The 17,950-nt window shown below is 26.2% G+C and carries 11 protein-coding genes and 1 pseudogene; 5 read left to right on the top strand and 7 right to left on the bottom strand.

All coding sequences use genetic code 11. The features are described from left to right. Window positions 1-21: 21 nt before the first annotated feature. The 3 genes from PWP28_RS02255 to ruvC are packed head-to-tail and all read right to left on the bottom strand — an operon-like array spanning window position 22 to window position 5,745. On the bottom strand, window positions 22-1,080 hold the full coding sequence (locus tag PWP28_RS02255; protein ID WP_109603502.1) for a hypothetical protein: 1,059 nt from the start codon (window positions 1,078-1,080) through the stop codon (window positions 22-24). Then, on the bottom strand, window positions 1,080-5,270 hold the full coding sequence (locus tag PWP28_RS02250; RefSeq protein WP_308644192.1) for a PolC-type DNA polymerase III: 4,191 nt from the start codon (window positions 5,268-5,270) through the stop codon (window positions 1,080-1,082). Before PWP28_RS02250 ends, PWP28_RS02255 begins: the two co-directional genes overlap by 1 nt. Further along, a complete protein-coding gene (gene ruvC / locus PWP28_RS02245; protein WP_109603500.1) occupies window positions 5,260-5,745 on the bottom strand; it encodes a crossover junction endodeoxyribonuclease RuvC in 486 nt (161 codons plus the stop codon). The genes PWP28_RS02250 and ruvC overlap by 11 nt, the downstream gene beginning before the upstream one ends. A gap of 148 nt (window positions 5,746-5,893) precedes the next feature. Here ruvC and PWP28_RS02240 point away from each other — a divergent pair, with 148 nt between their 5' ends. The 3 genes from PWP28_RS02240 (at window position 5,894) to PWP28_RS02230 (ending at window position 10,304) form a co-directional block, all read left to right on the top strand. Next, window positions 5,894-7,126, top strand: coding sequence for an aminopeptidase P family protein (locus PWP28_RS02240; protein WP_308644191.1), 1,233 nt, complete (start codon window positions 5,894-5,896; stop codon window positions 7,124-7,126). Between the two features lie 124 nt (window positions 7,127-7,250). Beyond that, on the top strand, window positions 7,251-9,755 hold the full coding sequence (locus tag PWP28_RS02235) for an adenosylcobalamin-dependent ribonucleoside-diphosphate reductase (RefSeq protein WP_308644190.1): 2,505 nt from the start codon (window positions 7,251-7,253) through the stop codon (window positions 9,753-9,755). Window positions 9,756-9,773: 18 nt separating this feature from the next. After that, the gene (locus PWP28_RS02230) at window positions 9,774-10,304 is read left to right on the top strand and encodes a hypothetical protein (protein WP_109603498.1); all 531 of its coding nucleotides are present in this window, start codon (window positions 9,774-9,776) and stop codon (window positions 10,302-10,304) included. Between the two features lie 43 nt (window positions 10,305-10,347). On the opposite strand, the gene glgP is transcribed toward PWP28_RS02230, so the two are convergent. Together glgP and pyrR are read right to left on the bottom strand one after the other, a co-directional pair. After that, window positions 10,348-12,909: an alpha-glucan family phosphorylase gene (gene glgP / locus PWP28_RS02225; RefSeq protein ID WP_109603497.1), complete on the bottom strand. Its 2,562-nt coding sequence runs from the start codon at window positions 12,907-12,909 to the stop codon at window positions 10,348-10,350. Window positions 12,910-13,003: 94 nt separating this feature from the next. After that, the gene (gene pyrR / locus PWP28_RS02220; protein WP_109603496.1) at window positions 13,004-13,540 is read right to left on the bottom strand and encodes a bifunctional pyr operon transcriptional regulator/uracil phosphoribosyltransferase PyrR; all 537 of its coding nucleotides are present in this window, start codon (window positions 13,538-13,540) and stop codon (window positions 13,004-13,006) included. A 233-nt stretch (window positions 13,541-13,773) separates the two neighbouring features. Between pyrR and PWP28_RS02215 the strand changes: the two genes are divergently transcribed. Continuing rightward, window positions 13,774-15,093: an MATE family efflux transporter gene (locus tag PWP28_RS02215; protein ID WP_308644189.1), complete on the top strand. Its 1,320-nt coding sequence runs from the start codon at window positions 13,774-13,776 to the stop codon at window positions 15,091-15,093. Here the strand turns inward: PWP28_RS02215 and PWP28_RS02210 are convergent. Then, the gene (locus PWP28_RS02210) at window positions 15,090-15,563 is read right to left on the bottom strand and encodes a hypothetical protein (protein ID WP_308644188.1); all 474 of its coding nucleotides are present in this window, start codon (window positions 15,561-15,563) and stop codon (window positions 15,090-15,092) included. The genes PWP28_RS02215 and PWP28_RS02210 overlap by 4 nt on opposite strands. 40 nt (window positions 15,564-15,603) lie before the next feature. Continuing rightward, a complete protein-coding gene (locus PWP28_RS02205; RefSeq protein WP_109603493.1) occupies window positions 15,604-16,131 on the bottom strand; it encodes a GNAT family N-acetyltransferase in 528 nt (175 codons plus the stop codon). Between the two features lie 162 nt (window positions 16,132-16,293). Here PWP28_RS02205 and PWP28_RS02195 point away from each other — a divergent pair. Further along, window positions 16,294-17,855, top strand: a pseudogene (locus PWP28_RS02195) (ATP-binding cassette domain-containing protein). The last annotated feature ends 95 nt before the right edge of the window (window positions 17,856-17,950 follow it).

Raw genomic sequence — 17,950 nt, 5'->3', positions numbered from 1 at the left:
TTTTTCAAAAGTAATTTATCATTAAATAACCAATTTAATTTCTTCAATAAACATTATAGCTATAAAGTCATTTTTATCTTTTATCATTATTCTATCCTCATAAAAAAACAAAGTTATTTTACCTTTCATTCTTGATAAATAGGATCTTAATTTTCTTATATGAATTTTAATTAAATATTGATTTATAGTTGAATAAGGTAGTTTCCAAGATATATTTGAATCATTTTCTTTTTTATATAAAAAACTATGATCTTGTTTAAAAATTAAATAGGATATATTATTTTTTGAAAAAGATATATAAAATTTATCAAGAGCTTTTTTTAAGTGTGTTGGATCTATTTGTAATTTTTCTAAAATAGATTTTGAAAAGTTTATTTTTAAAAAATCATTTTCTTTAGAACATATATTCATTATTAATCCTGGGGCATATATCAATAAAGTTTCATTTTTATAACCAATTGCAATATTATTATTTTTATTTAATTTTTTTAATGATTTTACTATATGCCTTGCACTTGTAAAAGGAATTTTTATGTTTATTTCTTGATTAAAATCTTTTATCGAAGATTGTAAAATGTAAAATTGATTCTGATATCTAAAATTCAACAAATTTTTATCAGTATATATTTCTATAAAATCATCTTCATTAGCAGAAACAGATACATAATCAAGTGTGTTATAAAAATCTTTTATATTCAAAGTTTTTAAAGGAGTAAATTCTTTTAAAATATAAGGAATTTCTTCTTCTTTTTGAATTTGTGCAGATAATGTCATATCATCATATTCTATCTCTAATTTGTCTTCTAATATACTCAATTTTACTATTGAATTTTTTTGATTTTTGCTTCCCCTTAATAAACCTTTTAAATATCTTATTGGAATTATTGATACCCCATCAAAAGGTAAAAAATCTCTTGAAAAGTTCATCAACATTTTTGCACATCCATCACTGGCATAAACTTTTAAACCTTTATCATAAAAAAAAGTAACTTTTCTATGAGAAGGTTCAGTTGTACCACAAAAAGAGTCCACAAATTCAGTTAATTTTTTTAATTGTTTTAAACTTATAAAACCTTCCATTATATACCACCGAATAAAGACATTTGATTTTTATCTGGTAATCCATCTAATATTTTCATGTCTTTTAAAGTTTCTATATTAGATTTATTTACACCAGTTCTTGAAATCAATTCTTCTATAGATTGAAATTCACCTTTATTTCTTGCTACAATTACGCTTTTAGCGGCTTTTTCACCTAAATTAGGAATTTTTATAAAAGGAATTATTAAGCTTTTACCATCTATTAAAAATTTTTTAGAATCTGATCTATAAAGATCAACGTTTTTAAATGAAAATCCTCTTAATAGCATTTCTAAAGCTATTTCTAAAACAGTTCTTTCATTTTTTTTCTTTACATCTAATTCCATACTTCTAAGTTCCATTAATCTTCTTTTTATAGAATCCTTTCCTTTTATTATTACTTCAAGATTAAATTCATCGCCTTTTACACTAAAATAAGTTGCATAAAATGCTAAAGGTTTGTGTACTTTAAACCAAGCAATTCTAAAAGCCATGGAAACATAAGCAGCAGCATGTGCTTTAGGAAACAAATATTTGATTTTTTTACAAGAATTTAAAAACCATTCGGGTACTTTTACATTTTTCATAAGTTCTTCATCTTCGGGGGTTAAACCTTTTCCTTTTCTAACTTTTTCCATTATGAAGAAAGATTTCTTTGGATCTGCACCTTTTAATATTAAATAATTCATTATATCGTCTCTACAAGCTATTACATCATTTAAAGTTGCAATTCCATCATCTATATAATTTTTTGCATTTCCTGACCAAACATCAGTACCATGTGATAACCCTGAGATTCTAACGAGTTCAGCGAATGTTTTTGGTCTAGTGTCTTCAAGCATTCTTCGAACAAAATTTGTTCCAAATTCAGGGATTCCAAGAGAACCAACAGTCGTATTTAATTCGTTTTTTAAATCTATATTTAAGGTTTGAGTTGATGAGAATATACTCATAGTTTTTTTATCATCCATGGGAATATCAAATGGAGATATTCCTGTCAGATCAGTCAACATTCTTATAAATGTTGGATCATCATGTCCTAATGCATCAAGTTTTACGAGATCATCATGTATTACATGATAATCAAAATGTGTAGTTTTAACATCTGATTTTGTATCATTAGCTGGAAACTGTATAGGTGTAAAATCAAAAATTTCAAATTCTTTTGGAACTATCATCAAACCACCAGGATGTTGACCTGTAGTTCTTTTTACACCTGTTATTGCATTAGCTATTCTTTGCATTTCACAGTTTCTAAGAGTTTTTCCAGTTACTTCGGAGTATTTTTCTGAATATTTTCTTGCATATTCAAAAGCAGTTCTTTCAGCTACTGTTGATATAGTTCCTGCTTTAAAAACATGCCCCGTTCCAAACATTTCTTCAACGTATTTATGTGCTCTTGCTTGATATTCTCCAGAAAAATTCAAATCTATATCAGGGATTTTATCTCCTTCAAATCCCATAAAAGTTTCAAAAGGAATGTCCTGTCCATTTTTTTTCATCATAATATTACAATCTTCACATTTTTTATCTGGCAAATCATATCCAGAACCATATTTTCCATCTGTAAAAAAGATGCTTTTTTTACATTTTGGACAATAATAATGAGGCGGTAAAGGATTAACTTCTGTTATACCCATCATAGTTGCTACAAGAGAACTTCCAACAGAACCTCTTGAACCAACAAGATAACCATCATCATTAGATTTTTTTACTATTTTTTGAGCCATTAAATATAAAACAGAATAACCATGTTTAATTATGGAGTTTAATTCTCTTTCAAGTCTTTTCATAACTATTTCAGGCAATTTTTCACCATACATTTCATAAGCTTTATTCATAGTCAATTCTCTAACTTGGTTTTCAGCATTTTCAATATTAGGAGGATTTAATTTTTTCTTTAAAGGTTGAATTTCTTCTATAGAATCTGCTATTAGATTGCTATTTTTTATAACTAATTCTTCGCATATTGATTTATTATTAAATATTTTAAAAGTTGCATCAAGCATTTCATCTGTTGTTCTAAAATATCTATTAGATTTATAATATCTCTTTTTATCTGCGACTTTTAAAGCAGTTCTAAACTTTCTTTCATGTTTTTCAAGATAATGAACATTACCAGTCATTACTGCTGGAATATCGAGTTCTCTTGCGACTTCATATATCATTTTATACATTTCAATGGCTCTTTCATCAGAGAATTCTTCTCTGATTTCAAGAGAATCTATTGGCATTATTTCGATATAATCAAAAAATTTTGCAGTTTCTAATAATTCATCTTTTGTTGCACCACGAATAAAAGCTTGACAAAGTTCACCGTTTTCACAACCTGATCCTATCAATAATCCATCTCTTAGATTAGATAATTCACTTTTTAATATTCTTGGAATTCTATAAAAATATTTTATATGTGAATTTGAGACAAGCTTATAAAGATTTTTAAGACCTGTTCTATTTTTTACCAAAACAGTCATATGCATAGGTCTTAAACTTTTATAATCTATAAATTTTCTTAGTTTATCGAAGTCGGATAAATATTTAACTCCTCTTGACATAGCCATTTCTATTAATTTTAAAAATACTAAAGCTGTTATATGAGCATCTTCATCAGCTCTATGATGATTAAAATTGCCGAGATTAAGACCTTTTACAACTTTATCGAGAGAATAACCACTAAGGTTCATTAAAGATTTCGAAAGTGATAAAGTATCTATATAAGTATTCTTATATTTTTTGTTTTGAACTTTTCCAACCCATTCTCTTAAAAATCTATAATCAAAATCAGCATTATGAGCTACCAAAATGGAATTACCTATGAATTTCAAGAATTTTGGTAATTCTTCTTCTATACTATTTTTATCTTTTAACATATCTTCATCTATTCCAGTTATTTTAGTTATTATTGGTGGAAGAGATTTTTCTGGTTTTATTAATGAATGAAATTTTTCAATAACTTCACCATTTTTTACTTTCACAGCTCCTATTTCAATTATTTCATTTACCGCTGGTTGAAGTCCAGTTGTTTCAAAATCAAAAACAACATATTCACATTTATCTATTAATTGATCTTCAGTGTTTATATTTATAATATTTATAAAATCATCTACGACATTAGCTTCTAATCCATAAATTGCTTTAATTTCCATTGAAGAAGCTGCATCATAAAATTGAGGTATACTTTGTATAGCACCATGATCAGTTATTGCTATAGCCTTATGACCAAATTTTTTTGCTTTTTTCACTAAATCTTTAACTTCTATTATCCCATCCATTTGAGAAAGCTTAGAATGAGAATGTAATTCTACTCTTTTACTTTCATTATTATCTTCAGAAGTTTTGAACTCTTCTTGAATTTTAACAAGATTAAAAGGTTTTACACAAAAATCTTTTATAAAAGTATCATAGAATATACTTCCTTCGATCAATAACATATCTCCAATATTTACTTTTGAATTTATTTCTGCTCCTAAAGAAGCAAAATGTTTTACTACTATAGAATCATTATTATCAGTAACATATAAAGAAACTATATTATTTTTATCATTAAATTCTTTATAAAAAACTTTTCCCTTTATTACCGCAATTCTTCCTTCTGTTGATTGAATGCTACTTATATCTGTATGAATTTTTTTAAAATTATTTCCAATTATTATGATATCATTTTTTTTATTAGAGATTTTATTGACTGTATTATCATAATAATTTGATGGTTCATTAAAGTAATAATCCATAGGTTTGGAATCTGGTTTTAATTTATCATCAAGTTCAAATTCATAATTTATATTATTACCTATGTATCTTGCGATAAAAGAATTTAAGGTTGATTTTTCTCTTTTTAATCTTGTCACAACATATTTTGAAAATGTTTTAAAAATTATTTTTTCTCCATCAAATATAGGAAGTAGTAGCATCAAATATTCATATAGATTATTACCAATTATCAATTTTTGCCAATTTTCTATAAAATATTCAACAGAATTATTACCCACGGGAGTAATCTTTACTTCTGATTTTAGCATACGTGTTAAATATTTTTTTAAATATATTTCAAAAGCTTCATTTTTATTATTTTCTATATATATTTCATAAATATCTTCTATACCATTATTAACTTTTTTGATTTCTCCTTTTATATCAAAAGGAATAAAACCTATATTATCTATAAAAAATTTATTTATATTATTTTGCAAAATTAACACCTCTAAAGTTCCCATGACAAAAAGCTGCAGCTAAAGCATCAGCAGCGTCATCTGGAGTAGGAGTCTTTTTTAAATTTAAAAGTAATTTTAAAGTTCTTTGTATTTGACCTTTTTCAGCTCTTCCATAACCCGTTACAGCTTGTTTTATTTGAAATGGAGTGTATTCATAAATTGGTATGTTCTTCTCAACTAAAGAAACTAATATTACACCTCTTGCTTCTCCAACTTGAATAGCGGTTGTAACATTTCTAAAAAAGAATAATTCTTCAACTGAAGATTCATCAGGTTCATATTTATCTACTAATTCATAAATGGAATTTTGAATTTGATGAAGCCTTGAAGGTAAATCTAATTCTTTATCCGTATAAATAACTCCATAGTTAACAGTCTTAAATTTATTTCCTGTTTTATCTAATAATCCATAACCAATTCTTCCATAACCAGGATCAATTCCTAAAATTCGCATAAAAAATACACCTCTTGTAAAAACATTTATAATAAAGTCTAAATTTATTATACAGTATCAAAATTAATTTTATCATAAGTAACTTGAAAAAAATCTTACGTGTTATAATTAAAGTATAATTATTTTATCAATAGAGGGAGGAATAAAATTGAAACATTTTTTTCAAAAGAGAAGAAATAAAATATTAAATTATATGAAAGATAATTCTATTGCTGTAATATTTTGTGGGAATCCTATTCATAAAAGTGCAGATGAAAATTATAAATTTCATCCAAATTATAATTTTTATTATTTAACGGGTTTAGAAGAAGAAAAATTTATATTAGTTTTAACAAAATTAAATTATAAAACTCAAGAATATTTGTTTATAGAAAAAAATGATGAACAATTAACAAGATGGATTGGCGAAAAGATGAGCCCTGATGAAACTCAAGAAATCTCAGGAATAGAAAAAATAATGTATTTAGAAAATTTTAATAGTTATATAGATGCATTATTAAATTCTAAGTATGAAAATATTTATTTTAATATTGAAAATTATAATCATGAAGATAAAAAAAATCCTGATATAACTTATGCGAACAAAATAAATAAAAGATATCCACATTTAAAAATACATAATTTATTTTATGAGATAAATGATTTAAGAATAGTTAAAGATGAATATGAAATAGATATGACTAAAAAAGCTATTGAAATAACCAAAAATGGAATTTATGAAATGATGAAAAATAGTAAACCAGATATGATGGAATATCAAATAGAAGCTTATTTTGATTTTATTTTAAAATCAAATGGAGTTACAGAATATGCCTTTCCTACCATTGCTGCATCAGGAAAAAATGGAGCTATTTTGCATTATTCATCTAATAATTCTAAAGCTTCTAATGGAGATCTTATTCTTTTTGATCTTGGAGCAAAATGGAATAATTATTCAGCTGATATATCAAGAACATTTCCAGTTAATGGTAGATTTACTCAAAGACAAAAGGATATTTATAATGTTATTTTAGATACTATGAAAGAAATCGAAAATAATGCTAAACCTGGTATTACATTGGGAAACCTTAATGAACTTTCAAAAAGACTTCTTGCAGATGGATGTAAAAAATTAGGATTAATAGAAGATGAAAAAGATCTTTCTAAATATTATTTTCATTCTATTGGACATTTTTTAGGACTTGATACTCATGATGTTGGACAAAGAGGAAAAGAATTTGAACCTGGTATGATAATTACTAATGAACCCGGACTTTATATTCCAGAAGAAAATATTGGAATAAGAATTGAAGATGATCTACTAATAACTGAAAATGGATGTGAAAATTTATCCAAAGAAATAATAAAAGAGATTGAAGATATAGAAAACTTTATGAAATAAATACATACCCCTTTTTCACACAAAACTATATATTGTTACATATCTAAAAAATAACATATTTTTAATACTATATGTTGGTAAATCTGATATAATAACTTTGATTATTTTTTAAGGGGGTTGTTTGATGATAGAAAAATTAAAATCTTTGAATAAGAAAATATCAAGAAATGCTTATACAATATTAAAAGATAGATATTTTCTAAAAGATGGCGAAGGAAATTATTTGGAAGATTCTTGGGAACAAATAGCGAGGAGAATTTCAAGACATGTTTCATCTGCTGAAATTAATTATATTAAAGATGAAAAAGAGATAAAAAGAATAGAAGAAATATACTTTAATCTAATTAATTCAAGAGTTTTTTTACCAAACAGTCCAACTATATTTAACTCTGGAAAAGCTATAGATAGAGAAGTTTTTCAAAAAAATTCAGAAGATATGACTTTACAGGATTATAAAAAAATATATGATTCAAGGTCAAAACATAATATGCTTTCAGCTTGTTTTGTTGTACCTATGGATGATTCTATGAATGGAATATTTGAATCTGTAAAACAATCTGCAATGATAATGAAATATGGTGGTGGAGTTGGTTATGATTTTTCTGTATTAAGACCTAAAGGTTCTTCAATTGCTGGAACTGGTGGAAAATCTTCTGGGCCTATAAGTTTTATGCATGTTTTTAATACATCGGCATCTACTATAGAACAAGGAGGAGCAAGAAGAGCTGCACAAATGGCTGTTTTGAAATATAATCATCCAGATGTTTTAGATTTTATAAAAGCAAAAAAAGATAATAATGGTAACTCTGTCTTAAATTATTTTAATATATCTGTAAATATAGATGATGTTGAAGATTTTAAAAATTCTTTAGAAAATGACACTGAAATAAAATTGAAACATGATATTTCTGATAGAAAAGGAAACATAAAAGCTGAAGAACTTTTGAAGATAATATCTGAAAATGCTTGGAGATCAGGAGATCCAGGATTATTATTTCTTGGAAAACATAATCAATATTATGCAATGAGTGAACATACACCAGTAAGTGCTACCAATCCTTGTGGTGAAGAGCCATTGCCACCTTTTGGAAGTTGTAATTTAGGATCTATTGATATATCAAAATTAATCGATATTATTGATATAGGAAATCCTTTTTCAGATTCACAGAGATTATTTGAAGAAATAATATATTGGTGTACAAGATTTTTAGATGATGTAATAGATATAAATGTATATCCTTTGAAGGAAATAGATGAAGTCTCCAAAGATCAAAGATTTATAGGATTAGGTATAATGGGAATGGCAGATACATTATATAAAAAAGAGATTTCTTATAGCAGTGAAGAAGGAAGAAAGTTTATGGCGAATGCAACAGCCGCATTAGCATATTTTTCTCATGTATCAAGTTCAAAATTAGCTAAAGAAAGAGGGAATTTTCCTTCTTTTGAGAAATCAAAATATAAAGATGGATTTATACCTATGCCATTACTTGAAGATGAATATGATGAATTTATAAAAGAATGGAATTCTAAAATAAGGGAACATTTTAAAAATGAAGCAAAACATTTTAAAAGAAATGTACAAACAAATACAATAGCTCCTACTGGCTCTATATCTAATATAGCAGATACTTCAAGTGGAATAGAACCTAATTTTATGCTTGCTTATATAAGATATATGACTGATAAAGAAGGTAAAAAAGTGCCTTTACCGTATATAAATAATATTTTAATTAATAAACTTAACTCTCATCTTACTGAAAATCTTGAAGCTAAGATAATAGATTCTGGAACTATTCAAAACATTGAAGAAATAGATGAAAATCTAAAAAAGGTTTTTGTTACTTCTATGGATATAAAACCAATAGATCATCTTTTAGCTCAACATGTAATTCAAAGTTATTTAGATGCTTCATGTTCAAAAACGATAAATATGCCTAATGAAATAACGGTTGAAGAAGTCTATGATATATATAAAAAATCTTTTGATTTAAATATTAAAGGAATTACAATATATAGAGATGGAAGTCTTCAGACTCAAGTTTTGACGGCAAATAAAGAAAAAAAAGATGATCAGAAAATAACATTTTTTGTATTAGATGAAAAACACAAATTAAGAGCAAGACCAAGAAAAGAAACTCTTAGAAGTGTAACAAGAAAATTTAAATTTGATGATTCAACTATTTATATAACAGTTTCTTTTGATGATAATGGAGAAGCGATAGAAGTATTTTTATCTGATGGAACTGAAACAACAGAAATAATAGGAAGATTGTCTTCAATAGCTCTTAGAGCTGGAGTATCCGCTGATGAAATAATTGAACAACTTAAGAAAGTCAAAGGCGGTTATTGTAAAAACTTAGCTGAAGAAGTAAAAAAAGCAATAGATGATTTTACTAATTTATGGAAAGAAGAAAACGGAGATTTTGAATTTATAAAAACAGGAATACCAAAATCTAAAGAAGATATAGAGAAATTTGTTCATGTTAATGGTCTGAAATATGAAAAAGGTGTTTATATAGATTCTGAAAAAAATACTTATTGTCCAAGTTGTTTATCTAAAAACTCTTTGATGATGGAGTCTGGATGCACCTCTTGTAAAACATGTGGATGGTCAAAATGCTCTTAAATAAAGTGGAGGTGTAAAATGAAAGATAAGTTTCATAAATTATTCTTAGACAGTGCATTGAATGATGGCTTTATACATAAAGATCATATTCATCCTGTTATAGTTGTATGGGCTAGTCTCAATGAAAATACTAAAGAGGATTTTATAAAATATGTCAATGATTTTGATAAAGAATATGCTGTTGAGTTAAAAGAATATATAGAAGATTTAAACTATATAGAAGATATAATACCTATATATTTCCCTTTTGAAGTAGAAAGCGAAGAACAATTAGAAGCATTTAATAATTTCTTAGAAAAAATAAAAGATGTAATAGATATAAAATCATATTCTATTCTTTCAGAAGTTAACATAACAGATGATGATGATATTGAAGAAGTGGATGATGAAGATTTGGTGTATTATCCTTCAATTTTTACTGAAAATGATAGTGGAGAATGCTATATGACGGTTGTTAATTATGAAAACTTAGAAGTTGTTGATGAATATTCTGGAGAGTTTGAAAAAAATGATCCATATATACAGGGTTTGAGATTTCCAATATTATAAAATAAAAACCTGATTTAGATGAATCTAAATCAGGTTTATTTTTTTATTCAGGATATTTTACGAAATTCATTAAATAATTTCTATGAGGCATAAAGGGATGATTAGCAATTACTCTAACATTGTAACCATAATTACCTCTTTCTTCTATTTCGAAAGTTCCTTCAAATTTATATAAATCTTTTTGAATTTCTTTTTTTAGTTTTAAATCAAAAGATTTAATAGAAACTACTTTTTCATCTTCTAATCTTGCTATTATAATTTCTGGAGTTATTGAATCTGGTCCTATTCCTGGTAAATATATTTCTGCATTGACATTTATTTCTTTACCAACTGCAATTTCTTCTGATAAATCAGTATCTACAACTGCTTTTATTTTTATAGAATTCCAATTTCTTTCTAAGATTTCTTTCCAATAAGTAAAATCTTTTACTATTTCAAAATCATTTGAATAGAAATTTTTTCCCTGAACAATTGCTGGCATATAAAGTTTTTGTGTATATTCTTTGAGCATTCTATGAGTGTTAAAGAACGATGAAACTGTTTTTATAGAATTTTTCATTACTTCAATCCAATCATGTGAATATCCTTTATCTGAAGTATTATAATATTTAGGGATAATTTCATTTTCCAGTTGATTATAAATAGATACACTATCAATCTTATCTTGAAGTTCAAGATCTTCATAATCCCTATTATCACCTATTGCCCAACCATTATTGCCATCAAAACCTTCAACCCACCAACCATCTAATACAGAAAAATTAATAGCTCCATTCATTCCAGCTTTTTCTCCAGATGTACCAGATGCTTCATGAGGTCTTCTTGGATTATTTAACCACATATCTACACCACTTACTAAATATCTTGCCATATTCATATCATAGTTTTCTAATATAATTATTTTATTTTTAAATTTAGGCATTCTTGAAATTTCATAGATTCTTTTGATCAACTCTTGACCTGGTTTATCTGCTGGATGAGCTTTACCGGCAAATATTAATTGTACAGGTTTTTCTTCATCGTTTAATATTTTTTCGAGTCTTTCTAAATCTTTGAATATTAAAGTAGCTCTTTTATATGTTGCAAATCTTCTTGCAAAACCTATAGTTAATATATTGTTATCACCTATTTTTTCTATTTCATTTAATTGCTCTACTGTTTCACCATGTCTTGCTCTTTGAAGTTTAATTCTATCATGTAAAAATCTTATTAAATCAGATTTTAATTTCTTATGTATAGTCCATATTTCTTCATCTGGAATGTCATCTACCTTACTCCAAATATCTGGATCATCTAATTTATTTCTCCAATCTGTACTGAGATATTTATCAAAAAGTTTTTGTAAATCATTAGATATCCATGTTTCTGAATGAACACCATTTGTAACATGAGTTATAGGTACTTCAACAGCTTCTAAACCTTCCCAAGCATGTTTCCATAAATTTCTTGATACTTTTCCATGAAGCTCAGAAACTCCATTAGACCTTCCTGCTAGTTTTAATGCAAGTATTGTCATAGAGAACATATGTGAACCATCTTCTCTAATTTCTAAACCAAGATTAAAGAATTCATCTCTTGAAGCACCGAGGTTCTCCCAATAATAGTTAAAGTATCTTTCTATCATATGTACAGGAAAAGCATCGTTACCAGCTGGTACAGGTGTATGAGTTGTAAAAATAGAATTAGATCTTACAGCTTCAACAGATTGCTTGAAATTTAATCCCTTTTCTGCAAATTCTCTAATTCTTTCAAGATTTAAAAATGCTGCATGTCCTTCATTCATATGCCAAACAGAAGGATTTACTCCAACTCTTCTTAAAGCTTTCACACCAGCTATTCCAAGAAGAATTTCTTGTTTGATTCTCATTTCATGGTCTCCACCATAAAGTCTATGTGTTAATAATCTATCTTCAGGATCATTTTGATCTATATCAGTATCTAATAAATACAGAGGAACTCTGCCTACATCTATTTTCCATAATTTTACATATACTTTTCTTCTCAATATATTCATTTCTATATATATATCTTCATTATTTTCATCTTTAGCGGGTTCAACAGGAAAATCCGAAAAATCATAATTAATATAATGACTTTCTTGATTTCCATTTGAATCAAGTTTTTGTATGAAATATCCTTCTTTATATAAGAAACCAACTGCAACAAAAGGTAAACCTAAATCTGAAGCAGTTTTTACATGATCACCGGCAAGAACTCCAAGTCCTCCAGAGTATATAGGAAATGATTCATGTAGTCCATACTCAGCACAAAAATAAGCTATTTCGCCATCGTTATAATTTTTATGAGTAGAATTAAACCAAGTGTTCTTTTCCTGTAAATATGATTTAAAGCTACTAAAAACGTTATCATATCTTTCTAAAAAAGAATCATTTGAAACAACTTTATCAAGACTTTTTTGATTTACTTGTTTCAAAAATATAACAGGGTTATGATTTGTTTTTTCCCAAAGAACTTTATCAATATCTTCAAATAAAGTCTGACAATCATAATTCCATGTCCACCATAAATTTTTAGATATCTCTTTTAAACCTGATATTCTTTCAGGTAATTTAGCAACAGCTGTAACCTTATTTAAAAATTTCATTGGATATCCTCCCTCCAAAATGTGAAATTTTTTTCCAAGCGACTGATTAAATTATACCAGAAAAATTGTGAAAATCAAGTTAAAACGAAAATTTTTACTCTTTTTCGAAAATATACACTCCTTCTTCCATGTCAGTGTCTATATTTGCTAATTTTACTAATACTTCTTCTCTTGATTTTGATGTTGGAAGATTTTTACCTATATAATTTGCTCTAACTGGAAATTCTCTATGACCTCTATCAACTAAAACAAGAAGTTCAATAAATTCAGGCCTTCCTCTTTTAATTAATCCTTCCATTGCAGCTCTTATAGTTCTACCTGTGAATAATACATCATCTACAAGTATAACTTTTTTACCATTTAAATTATCTTCTATTTTACTTGTATCGTTTTCAGATTTTTTATTGTCATCTCTATAAGGAGTTACATCAAGTTCTCCAACAGGTACATCAAAAGATTCGATCAATTTCAAATTATCTTTTAATCTTTGAGCTATAAATACTCCTCTTGTTTTTATACCAATTAGGATGATATCTTCTACACCTTTATTTTTTTCAACAATTTCATGCGATAATCTCATCAAAGTTCTTTTGATATCTTTTGAATCAAGTATTTTAGTTTTTAAGTTCATAAATAACTCCTTTCATATCATTTATACATTCATTATAGCATATTTATCATTATTTTTCATAAAAATTATATTTATTTTTAATAATAGAATGGTATAATTTGTTTCAACAATTAAATATTATAGCTTTGTATATTTATCGCCGGATAAGTATACAATAAAAAGCGTTAGAAACTCATATCATTAGGCCTTAGGATATGATTTTCTAACGTTTTTTATTGAAAGGAGAAGTTTATATGCAAGAAGTTTTAAAAAACAACTATATTAATAATTTTTTAAAACAAGTTATTTTTAATATTTTAAGTATGATTGGTATATCTTTATATGTTTTAGCTGATACTTTTTTTGTTGCAAATGGAATTGGAAATGAAGGTTTAGCAGCATTAAATATATCTATACCAATTTTTTCATTTTTAAATGGAATAGGACTTTTAATTGGAATGGGAGGGGCTATACAATATTCTATATATAAAGAAAATATAAAAAAAACAAATAGAATTTTTAATAATTCTCTAATTTTTTCTTTGTTAGCTAGTATAGTATTTACATTATTGGGAGTGTTTTTTTCAGAAGATCTTTCGATGATATTAGGCGCAAACGAAGTTATAAAAGATATGTCAAGTACATATATAAAAATTATTTTATCTTTTTCAAGTTTTTTTATTTTTAACAATGTTTTTATATGTTTTATTAGAAATGATAATAAACCAAAGTTAGCAATGTTCGCCATGCTATCTGGTAGCATTTTGAATATATTTTTAGATTATTATTTCATATTTATTTTAGATCTTGGAATAAGAGGAGCAGCTATAGCAACTGTATTTTCTCCTTTATTTAGCATACTTATTATATTTAAATATATATTAAAAAATTTTAAAATATTAAAGTTATATAATTTAGATTTTTCAATTTTCAAAAAAACTGTTCATCTTGGTATAACTTACTTTTTAAATGAATTCTCTTCTGGTATAATAATTATTCTATTTAATTTAATAATAATGAATTTAATGGGAAATATTGGGGTTGCAGCTTATGGAATAATTGCTAATGTTGCATTAGTTGTAATGACTATATTTACAGGATTATCTCAAGGTATTCAACCTGTAATAAGTGAAAATTATGGAATGGATTTAAAAAATAATGTAAAAACTCTTTTAATAATAGCATTAATGATAGCTTTAATTTTGGGAATTATTATATATGGATTTGTTTTTATTTATTCAAAAGAGATTGTAAATCTATTTAATAAAGAGTCCAACTTTATGATGTTTGAAATAGCTAATACGGGTTTAAAAATATATTTTGTAGGATTCTTATTTATGGGAATAAATTTTGTGATCGCATCATTTTTTTCATCTGTTAATATGTCTAAACCATCTTTTATTATATCTTTCTCAAGAGGTTTTTTATTTATAATACCTTTTTTATTAATACTATCATATTTTTATGGAATAAAAGGAGTTTGGGCTACAGTGCCTGCTGCGGAGTCAATAACATTTATTATATCTTATATTTTTATTATAAAACATAAAAAATCAAATATAAAAAAATATTAATGATAATTTTTTATATTATCATCTATAATTTTTACTTTTTCAGTTCTACCCATTAAACTATAATAATTTCTCCATTCATTTACGGATTGAAGAGGTATATTTATACCATTAATTTCAATATAATCTTTAATATCCTCTTGTTTTAATGGAAAATAGAAATTTTGATTATTATTGACTATTGTAAATCCGGCAATTATATCAATATCTAAACAATCTACTTTGAATTCAAGAAATTTTTTAGTCTTATATTTAATATTCGGGTTTTCTGGTTCAAGTTTTCCAAGTTTTAATAATATTTTTTTAGTTTTACTTATATCTTTTTCTGCAATTATAATATCGATGTCTTGAAAATCATCCAAAAATCCTTTTAAATATAGTAATAAAGAAGCACCTATTGCCCATGTAACATGGGCATTATTTAATTCTTTTCCAATTTTAGATAAAATTTTTAATTTTTTATTTATTTCCATATGTTTACCCCCATGATTTTTTATATTTATATAGTATACATTATAAAAGATATTCTAATTGGCAATCATAAGGTTCTTTTTCAACATGTTCTTTACTATATTCTAAAGCTTCTTGGCATCCTAAAGATTTATAAAATGCTTGCGATTCTACCGCAGAATGTGCAGAAATATACATTTTTTTTGCTCCTTGAGATTTTGCCCATTCTACAGCAATTTGAAAGAGTTTTTTACCTATACCATGACCCCTCATATCTTCAGATACATGAATTGATGAAAGATCAGAGTATTCTTTGTTTTTACCAATAAATCCATTTTCTACAGAAACAAAACCTTTTAAAGAGTTCTCTAAAAAAGCTCCGTATACGATTCCCCCAGTATCTAATGTTTTTTTTAGGCATTTTATTAGTTCATTATAATTGTCTTCACTCCACTGATCTATAAATGAAATATCCTTAATAATCCATTCATCATTTATTTTTCTCCAGCATTTCGTGACTTTTTGATAACGTTTAAATTTGTCAAATAATTGTCTATTAATTTCATCAATTTGTAATTTTCTATAATCCATATTCTTTACCTCACATTAATTTTCATATACATTTTCTTATAGTATAACATTATTTTATTTTATTCCAAAAATTTTGGTCATTGCAAAAAAAATAAAAATAATGATAGAATATACTTAACCCATTCATATATTAACCATATCATATAAAAATAGAGAGGTAAAATGATGAAAAGTTATATTAAAGTATCAGGTGCAAGAGAAAAAAATTTAAAAAATATAAATATTATGATACCAAAAAAAGAGATTACAGTTTTTACAGGTGTTTCAGGATCTGGAAAATCATCTTTAGTATTTGATACAATAGCTGCAGAGTCGCAAAGACAATTAAATGAAACTTACACAAGTTTTATTCGTAATCGCATGCCACATTATGGAACTCCAATACAATTATTTCGGAACTTCTAAATAGAATTCAACATATGATATCTATAGGCTTAGATTATTTGAGTTTAAATAGAGAAACTTCAACTCTTTCAGGGGGTGAATCTCAAAGAATTAAGATGATTAGTCAACTTGGGAGTAGTTTGACAGATCTTACATATATTTTTGATGAACCAAGTATAGGTCTTCATCCTCATGATATAAAAAAAATTAATGAAATTATGAAATTATTACGGGATAAAGGAAATACTGTTTTAATTGTAGAACATGATCCAGATATGATAAAAATTGCAGATTATATTATTGATATGGGACCGAAGTCCGGAATTGATGGAGGAGAAATTGTATATCAAGGGAACTTTGAAGGACTAAAAACATCAGATACCCTTACAGGAAAATGTTTAGCCAACTTACCAAAAATAAAATCTTTTCCTCGAAGTACAAAAGGTTGGCTTTCCATTAAAAATGCAACAATGCATAATTTAAAAAATATTTCAATTGATATACCAAAAGGAGTAATGACTGTTGTAACTGGAGTTGCTGGGTCAGGAAAAAGTACGCTTGTTAATGGGATATTGTCGCAATTATATCCAGAAACTGTTTTTATTGATCAGAAAAGAATTCAAGAATCAAAACGTTCAAATATTGCAACTTTTACAGGAATTTTTGATATTATCAGAAAATTATTTGCAAAAAATAATAATGTAAATGCCTCTTTATTTAGTTTCAATTCCAAAGGAGCTTGTCCTAATTGTAAAGGATTAGGTGTTACTTATACTGATTTGGCATTCATGGATACAATGGTTACAGTGTGTGAAAAATGTCATGGAAATCGTTATACTGAAGAAGTACTTAATTATAATTTAAGAGGAAAAAATATCGCTGATATTCTTAAAATGACAATTAAAGAAGCATTAGAATTTTTCCAAGAAAAAGAAATCATAAATGTTTTAAAACGACTTTCAGATGTTGGTATTACTTATATTACTTTAGGACAACCATTAAGTACTCTTTCGGGAGGAGAATTACAAAGAATTAAAATTGCTTCTGAACTTGAAAATAAAGGTAATATTTATGTGTTGGACGAACCATCAACAGGTTTACATATGGCTGATATGAAAAAATTAATTGATGTAATGAATCATCTTGTAGATAAAGATTCAACTCTTATTGTTATAGAGCATAATTTAGATATTATTTGTCAAGCAGATTGGATTATTGATATAGGTCCATATGCAGGAGAAAATGGAGGTAAAATTATGTTTTCAGGAGTACCGAAAGATTTAATTAAATGTTCAGAATCTTTAACTGGAAAATATCTAAAAAAATATATTAATAAATAGTGACTTGAAAAATAGAGCAATAAAAAAGGGATATGAAATAAAAAACAAGTAAATGAAAAGCAACAAAAATAAAAACAAGTAAAAAAGGAATAAAA

It is taken from the genome of Oceanotoga sp., assembly GCF_030445905.1.
Lineage (GTDB): Bacteria > Thermotogota > Thermotogae > Petrotogales > Petrotogaceae > Oceanotoga > Oceanotoga teriensis.
This window is presented reverse-complemented; position numbering and strand designations above follow the sequence as displayed.

What these genes read in the sequence shown, in the direction of transcription:
- glgP (WP_109603497.1), bottom strand. Translation starts at nt 12,909, where the DNA reads ATGAAATTTTTAAATAAGGTTACAGCTGTTGCTAAATTACCTGAAAGA.
- PWP28_RS02230 (WP_109603498.1), top strand. Translation starts at nt 9,774, where the DNA reads ATGAAAGATAAGTTTCATAAATTATTCTTAGACAGTGCATTGAATGAT.
- PWP28_RS02210 (WP_308644188.1), bottom strand. Translation starts at nt 15,563, where the DNA reads ATGGAAATAAATAAAAAATTAAAAATTTTATCTAAAATTGGAAAAGAA.
- pyrR (WP_109603496.1), bottom strand. Translation starts at nt 13,540, where the DNA reads ATGAACTTAAAAACTAAAATACTTGATTCAAAAGATATCAAAAGAACT.
- PWP28_RS02235 (WP_308644190.1), top strand. Translation starts at nt 7,251, where the DNA reads ATGATAGAAAAATTAAAATCTTTGAATAAGAAAATATCAAGAAATGCT.
- PWP28_RS02215 (WP_308644189.1), top strand. Translation starts at nt 13,774, where the DNA reads ATGCAAGAAGTTTTAAAAAACAACTATATTAATAATTTTTTAAAACAA.
- PWP28_RS02205 (WP_109603493.1), bottom strand. Translation starts at nt 16,131, where the DNA reads ATGGATTATAGAAAATTACAAATTGATGAAATTAATAGACAATTATTT.
- PWP28_RS02255 (WP_109603502.1), bottom strand. Translation starts at nt 1,080, where the DNA reads ATGGAAGGTTTTATAAGTTTAAAACAATTAAAAAAATTAACTGAATTT.
- ruvC (WP_109603500.1), bottom strand. Translation starts at nt 5,745, where the DNA reads ATGCGAATTTTAGGAATTGATCCTGGTTATGGAAGAATTGGTTATGGA.